The sequence below is a fragment of the Streptomyces sp. SP17BM10 genome, from assembly GCF_036322405.1.
Classification (GTDB): Bacteria; Actinomycetota; Actinomycetes; order Streptomycetales; family Streptomycetaceae; genus Kitasatospora.
Genome location: NZ_JAQYXB010000391.1, coordinates 1 through 289 on the forward strand (window position 1 = coordinate 1; position 289 = coordinate 289).

At 57.1% G+C, this 289-nt stretch carries 1 rRNA gene; it reads right to left on the reverse strand.

Features of this window, described 5'->3' with window-relative positions:
- Window positions 1–129, reverse strand: a 16S ribosomal RNA gene (locus PUR71_RS02900); the annotation flags it as partial.
- Window positions 130–289: the final 160 nt, after the last annotated feature.

Below are 289 nucleotides of genomic sequence, written 5' to 3' on the forward strand. Positions count from 1 at the left end.
AGGGCAGATTGCCCACGTGTTACTCACCCGTTCGCCACTGATCCACCCCGAAGGGCTTCACCGTTCGACTTGCATGTGTTAAGCACGCCGCCAGCGTTCGTCCTGAGCCAGGATCAAACTCTCCGTGAATGCTTACCGGTCATCCGGTTCACACCCGCGTTGAGCGGCACGGCAACCACCGGAATAAGGTGATCCCGCGCACTGCGTCCTCGCTAGTGTTTATTTCAAAAGGAATCTCCAACCCCGATCAGACGATCGAGGCCGGGGATGTCAACATATCTGGCGTTGA